Annotated in this window: 6 protein-coding genes and 1 pseudogene (1 of these 7 cut by a window edge); 1 reads left to right on the top strand and 6 read right to left on the bottom strand. The window is 36.3% G+C overall.

Annotated elements, in window-relative coordinates; all coding sequences use genetic code 11:
- Window positions 1–94: 94 nt before the first annotated feature.
- Window positions 95–655, top strand: a complete 561-nt coding sequence (locus COX77_02300; protein ID PIZ99193.1) for a hypothetical protein — start codon at window positions 95–97, stop codon at window positions 653–655.
- On the opposite strand, the gene COX77_02295 is transcribed toward COX77_02300, so the two are convergent.
- The 6 genes and pseudogenes from COX77_02295 to COX77_02270 form a co-directional block, all read right to left on the bottom strand.
- Window positions 652–2,670, bottom strand: a complete 2,019-nt coding sequence (locus COX77_02295; protein PIZ99192.1) for a hypothetical protein — start codon at window positions 2,668–2,670, stop codon at window positions 652–654. The two genes, COX77_02300 and COX77_02295, sit on opposite strands and share 4 nt — an antisense overlap.
- A gap of 6 nt (window positions 2,671–2,676) precedes the next feature.
- A complete protein-coding gene (locus tag COX77_02290) occupies window positions 2,677–3,456 on the bottom strand; it encodes a hypothetical protein (GenBank protein ID PIZ99191.1) in 780 nt (259 codons plus the stop codon).
- An 82-nt stretch (window positions 3,457–3,538) separates the two neighbouring features.
- Window positions 3,539–4,018, bottom strand: coding sequence for a hypothetical protein (locus COX77_02285; GenBank protein ID PIZ99190.1), 480 nt, complete (start codon window positions 4,016–4,018; stop codon window positions 3,539–3,541).
- Window positions 4,019–4,020: 2 nt separating this feature from the next.
- Window positions 4,021–4,671 (bottom strand): hypothetical protein, encoded by a 651-nt coding sequence (locus COX77_02280; protein ID PIZ99189.1) that lies wholly within the window; start codon window positions 4,669–4,671, stop codon window positions 4,021–4,023.
- A gap of 117 nt (window positions 4,672–4,788) precedes the next feature.
- Window positions 4,789–6,357 (bottom strand): hypothetical protein, encoded by a 1,569-nt coding sequence (locus COX77_02275; protein ID PIZ99188.1) that lies wholly within the window; start codon window positions 6,355–6,357, stop codon window positions 4,789–4,791.
- A 149-nt stretch (window positions 6,358–6,506) separates the two neighbouring features.
- A pseudogene (locus tag COX77_02270) lies at window positions 6,507–6,511 on the bottom strand (hypothetical protein) (it continues 844 nt past the right edge of the window).

Raw genomic sequence — 6,511 nt, 5'->3', positions numbered from 1 at the left:
TTCCTATTAATAGCAGCTACTTTATGAATACGATGAGCTCGGCGAGTAAAAAAGGTACAGCGCCAGCAGATCTACCATTTGATAATAATAATCTATGATCAATGCTGATAACAATTTAATCTACTTACCCCAAGACAATCTAGCGAACATTGATCTACTATTAACTTTAAATGTGCTGACTTCGTCACCATTGTGGTTTAAGGTAACGATGTTAACCATTACCTTTCTTTGTCTTTGTTTTTTACTTCTTTTTCTTTACCGCTCGCGCTGGTTTAAACTTTATTTTCTTTATAACTTAGTGGAGTTTATCACAATTAAACCCTACGGTTATTATCGCGTCCGGCGGCAATGGAAAAAAATACAACCTCTACAAAAAAGCAACAATCCAGATGATTGGCGTCAGGCTATTATTTTAGCTAATAAGATGATCGAACAACTGGTAGCCGATTTGATTCCCAATCAACACCTGAACAATCTGGAACAACGACTAAGGGCTTTGGGTTATGGTACTTTTTCCGAACCAAAAAAAATATGGCAAGCAAACATGCTCTGCCAATATAAATTAAAGGATAAATCATATCAATTAACCCAAGAAGAAACCACTACCCTGATCACTGCTTACCAACAAGCACTACGTGATATTAATTTTATTTAAGCTGCTATTTTTTTAGTTATTGCTTGAGCTACTACCAATTCATAGTCTTGACTCTGATTAACTATAACCCGATTCACTGCTAAACCGCTAGCCGCTAATAGACCATCCAGTTGCATTAATTCATACTTTTGCGAGACAACTATCTTTAGTTCGTCTCCTTTTTTAAAATCTTTTTTTACTCCCCGGTAGTCAATAGCCCGATCTTTTTTAAATATTAACTTCATCTCCACGCAACCGTTGACTTCATCGGCTTGCGCATAATAATCAAGCTCCGACTCGGCGACACCAAAACGGCTGATAACATTTTTACACAGTGCTGATAATTCTGGACTGTTATATTGTTCGGTAATTTGCTTTAAATCAGTTTTGAGTTGTGCACCAATAACCAGCCTCTCACCATCTTTCATGGCCTGACGAATGCTTTGAAGTAATTTAATTTGGTAATTCTCATCGCCATTACCAATGGTATTACCTAGTAACAAAAATGAATTGTCGTCAGTACACACCTTATCTTTTAATTTATGGAAGTCACAAACTAGGCCGCTGATGTTAACCTCGGGGAAATCGCGAAAATTGTCAGCTGTCGCGTAAACCATAGTTGGATTAATATCTACTGGGTGGTAGTTAATATCTTTTTGATTGTTTTTTTCTTGTACGCCACGCAGTAGCTCCTTGGCCTTATGACCATCACCGGGTCCCAAATCATAAACATTACTATTAACTAAATTAGTAACTAAATCTTTCTTATACTCTTGAAGTAATTGAAATTCCTTACCAGCTACTCGGTATTGTTCACTGGCAGTAATATCCAAAAACTTCTGTGCACCATCACCAATGTATAATAGCAAAGAATCAAATTCACCTGTCCGCAAGCCATCTTGAAACATTTTATCTATATCTTGCTCTGATTTGGTAGAAATCTCTGAGTTAATACGAAAATTTATTTCTGCTGCCGACCAATTAGAAAATTTATTGGGCTTAACGTACTGAGAAACATACTCCTTTAATAGTTCCTGTAATTTTTCTGCTAAATCATAATTAATATCCAAACCACTCAAACCATACTTTTTATAATTATTCGCAATATTTCCACTAATCGGCGAAGAAGCTCCACCACGAGAGAGTGTATTACTAATATTATGAAATAAAATTTTTGAAGTTAAATAATCTTCTTTTTTATCAAAATTAATATCATAATCGATATTTAATGCTGGCTGAAAATTCGAATGTTCATTGATGTATTGACTAAGTTTATTTTCAACTTCTTGAGGATTATTTTTTATCTTTTCCTCATAATCATCGCTTCGCATTAATCTTTCCTTCAATACGGATCTCTCTGCTAACCTTAATCTTACCGTATAATCATCAGATAAAAACATTTCAGCCCGCCATTGAAATTTTTCCTTACCCATAGTTAATAATGGGGAGTCGATATCGATTGAGCCATTCAAAACTAAAAAAGGATCATGGGTATCAACTTCTTTAATTCCTATCTTAAATATATCTTCACTAATTTTAATTTTATTTTTTATTATACTATCAATAGAAATATTATCTAACACAATATCAGTAGGGCTCTCAAAGTGTCGCCCTGCTAACATTTTTAGCATTTGCTGGCGACGATGAATATTAACTATTGAGTCATATAATGATTCTTTGTCATTCTCGCTCAATAATGACCAATACGAATAGGGATTATGTCTTTGTTGATTAATATTACTAAAATAATCTCCTATTTTTTTAAAAGGGGGTTTATTACTAGGCTTGGCGTCAACAACTTCCTTACTAAGCTCTGGTACCAGCTCTTTAACCGCTATTGTTTCTTCCTCGATCTTACTTATTCTATTTTTTATTTCTTTAATTCTCTCTTCTCGCTCGCCAGCCATCGTCATTTGTTTTTTTAGCCAGGTATCACTTTTTTCTTCAACCTCAACTTGATCGACTTTTGCATTGATCACCTCTTCTTTTTTTTCTTCATTGTCTATTGCTGGTAATACTTCTTGATTTTTTATCATAAGATTTTAATTATTTTCTTGATACTTAGTCGCTCCCTCCCAAGATAAGTCAAAAATACATTTCATTGTCTTGTGAACTGCCTCACTCTCGATAATAACACCGAACATCTCTTTAACATCATAAGAAATAATAGCGACTTTGGATCCATAGACCTCGATTTCAATGGTGAAGGGAAATTTATCAGCCGGTACGAGTCTTAATTCTCGTCTTAATTTTTTACTTTCTTCAATAAATCTGGCGGTGGATGGCTGCTGAAAATGAGGACAAATTACTTTGATATCAATCTCTTTCTTAATCCGCTCGGGCACATATTCTTCACCGAGCCATTTAAGTAAAGCTTTGGACATGCCTTCGTGCACAGGGTCAAAAGAATAGATGGTCTGATTGGTCTTTAGCGTATCACGATATAGCTCTTGCAAACCCGCTAGACCCTCAAAGTATCGGATTCTCGGCTTGCTAGGAGAATAGTTATAAATAGTTTCTAATTCTGGCAAAACAGAACGAACTTCATCTACTTTCGCTGCAATCTTGGCTTTTTGCTGTTCCAATAGTTCAATCATTTTATTGGGGTTAGCGGCCAAGTACATACTCTTCTTACCACGCCGAACAATAGAAATCAAACCATTTCGTACTAGTGATTCAATAATAACATAGACAGTTGCTCGATTTATTTTGGCTAGCTTGGCAATGTCTTGCGCTGAAGACTCGTTCAATTCCAAAGCAGCCAAGTATACTTTGGCCTCTTTGTCGGATAATCCATAATTGATTAAATTTTCTAATAACATAAAGTAGTTTTAATTATTAACAGTATATCCTATTTTGGTATCTAAAATAAAGGTCCAACTATTTAATAATTGGACCCTTGCTTTATTTACTAACGTTCTTAACATATCTTTGATATGATCGTGATAAAGGATCTTCGCCACTCAGGAAACGAGCGTGCATTAACTCGCCTAATTTGTTCATAGCATCGGGCCAGTCTTTTCTCTCTGATCGTGAAATAAAAACTGGAATGCCTGCATCTTTGATGGATTGCAAAATCGGATCTTTCCAACCAGCATATTCGTGCCCCACTACTTTGGTAACAACACAAACCGGTAAGCCAAGTTGCTGACACTTCCAGGCCAGACCAAAACCCTGCGGTTCAGAACCAATGAAAACATCCGACAATACACCAAGTATCACATTATCCAAATTACTGGGATCGCAATATTCTTTAACCAACAATGACTCTAATCCAAATTCACGAACAGCCTTTTCAGCAGCTATGACTTCTCTTGGATCATCTTCCATGATTAATATTTTGACGGCAAAACCAAATTTGCTAAACACATCTGCGCGAAACATTATTACTCCTGACTAATTTGTTGAAAAATACTATTGATTTCTTGGTTGAATTCTCGCCATTGATCATTGCTGATAAAAATATCGTTTTGCTCATTTATTAATTCAGCAAATGATTTGCAACTATCTACTTTTTGCAGAAACTTAACAATTCTTTGATCATCACCAATTTCCTGATACTGTAACTTATGATCCTCAGCCCAACTGGATAAATGCGACTTGAACTCAGTAATAGTAAATACTAATTTGAAATGCTTAGCCACAAAATCATAAACCTGATGCCATTGAATAATTTCCGAAGATTGATCAGTGTACTGTTGAGGCGATAGTGTTACAAAGCCAAATGACAAACCGGCTAATAAAGCGTTCAGGTCTTTACTTTTGCTGCGATGTAAAGAATCCATTTGCAACTCTGATACTATGCCAACGAATTCGGGAACAACCGGTACTGTTAAAAATAATTTTGCAACCTCGGTAAACGAAATAGTACTATCAGCAAAAAGTAGAATGTGAGCATTTAAATGCTCGGCTAGGCTATCCTGAGTAATCAATTCCACATCGTGACCTTGATTAAAAATCGGTTTTACGAAACTAACCAGAGCGTCTCGTTTTTCAGCAGCAAAATTAGCTTCGTGTTCAACGATGCATATTTTCATTTCTGACTCCTTCTTTGTTTATTAATGTACATTTTTATTTCTTTTCTCAAATTATTAACCATAACAATCTGAGAAAAGTGGCCAATGAGTGTTTAACATTCATTGGCCGGAAATAAATTAGAGATATGTCTCAAATTTGATATTGGTCCATTGATCTTGACCAGTACGCAATTTAAACTGAACTCCGATTTTTTTATCGGACTGATAAATTTCTGGCTGAACGCCAAAGAGCAATTTATCACCAGCTGACTGTCGAGCAATGACAATATCCAAGTGGGTACGAAAATGTTCGTTACGATCAGATGTCCGACTGTAAATCTCCGTACGTTGACCAGTCTCAGGATTAAACCGGAAAATACTGACAACATACTGACAACCAATCGCTTGCTGACCGTTCGGCGTATCGTAATCAACGTAGTGCTCCATATCAATCACTTTGACAGCAGCAATGAAATACATTCCTTGCAGCTCTTGGCTAACAATCGTATAAGGATAAGTTGCCAATCCATTACCCTTTTGTGGTCCATTAATCGGTATGAAGTTCTTATTGGCATGAGATGGCCACCAACTTTCTAAATCTTTGATGGATTTTTCTACTGCCAATTGATTTCTTACTGTACTACCAATTATTCTACTGTCGGCCAGGGTAATGTCTAAATCTTCTTTCAGATCATTTGTTGCGATCACGTGGATATTTTCCTGATCAAGCGCAATGCGTACAATACTTTGTAACTTATACTCTTTATACCAATACGTTTGCCCGCCCGGATAATCCTGATACTCATAATAATATGGCAGTTTTTTAACCAAGTGTTTTCCTTGATACAAAGCATGGACGTAATAGCGCGACACGCGAATATCCCAACCGCGAGTATCGTGAGCTCCACCCCAGTCTTTCAACCAAACCAGCACGCCATCAACAACCGTTGCTCTCAATTTCTCATCAGTAAATAACTCCGGCAACTCTTGTTGAATCATCGGAATCAAAGAAAGTAGATCAGCATCGTTTTGCACGCCACACATTACTAATAACTGATCTTTGTTCAGAGCAAACTTTTTACTTATTACTGCAACCAATTTGTCTTGCTCCAATCTTTGCATCAAAGAATCCTTAAAATTATTAGCATCGGTCATTACTACTTCTCTGGTTTGCAAATATTTATCAACAATCAGTAGCCAATGATTCAAGCTCTCAATCCAAACAGTTTCTGCTACCCAAGGCCAATCAGCAGGACCGGCCCAAGTGCTCTTAATGAAGGGATGTAATAAAGCAATCTCTTCGTCCCAGTTATAAAGCTCCCCATCCAAACTAAAAGCACGAATTAATGCGTGGTCACGTGGATGAATACGATTTTGAAAAATGTCTTCATCCCAATGATCGCCAAAACCAACAGTTAATTTAGTGTAGATGATGGCCACGAATTTTTTCAAGTTAGGTAGCATTGATGTTACTTTACTCAAATCATCAATTTGCTGATCTCCCTGAAAAAGTGGTTGTTGAAATTTTTTGATTTCGCTAACGATCAACGGCATTTCTTCATCCGCCCGTACATGATCCAAAAAAATTTTAACCTTTACCGGATCAGAGAAATTCATCCAAGTTGAAAACAGACTATTAATCTGCTTTTCGCCTTTAATAAAAGCACCAACTTGCGGTTGCGCTAACAGTTTTTGCAAATCACTCATGATTTACTCCTTTTTTTGTGAATGTACATTTTTGTTTCTTTTCTCCAAACACTAATTACTTACTGCCTGGGGAAAATGTGGTCAGAAATCATTATGATTTCTGACCAAAATTACTTTAGAGTTCTTTGTTTTTTATTTTTCTTATCACTTCAGT

Source organism: Candidatus Komeilibacteria bacterium CG_4_10_14_0_2_um_filter_37_10 (genome assembly GCA_002793075.1).
Taxonomy (GTDB): Bacteria; Patescibacteriota; Patescibacteriia; order UBA1558; family UBA1558; genus UM-FILTER-37-10.
This window is presented reverse-complemented; position numbering and strand designations above follow the sequence as displayed.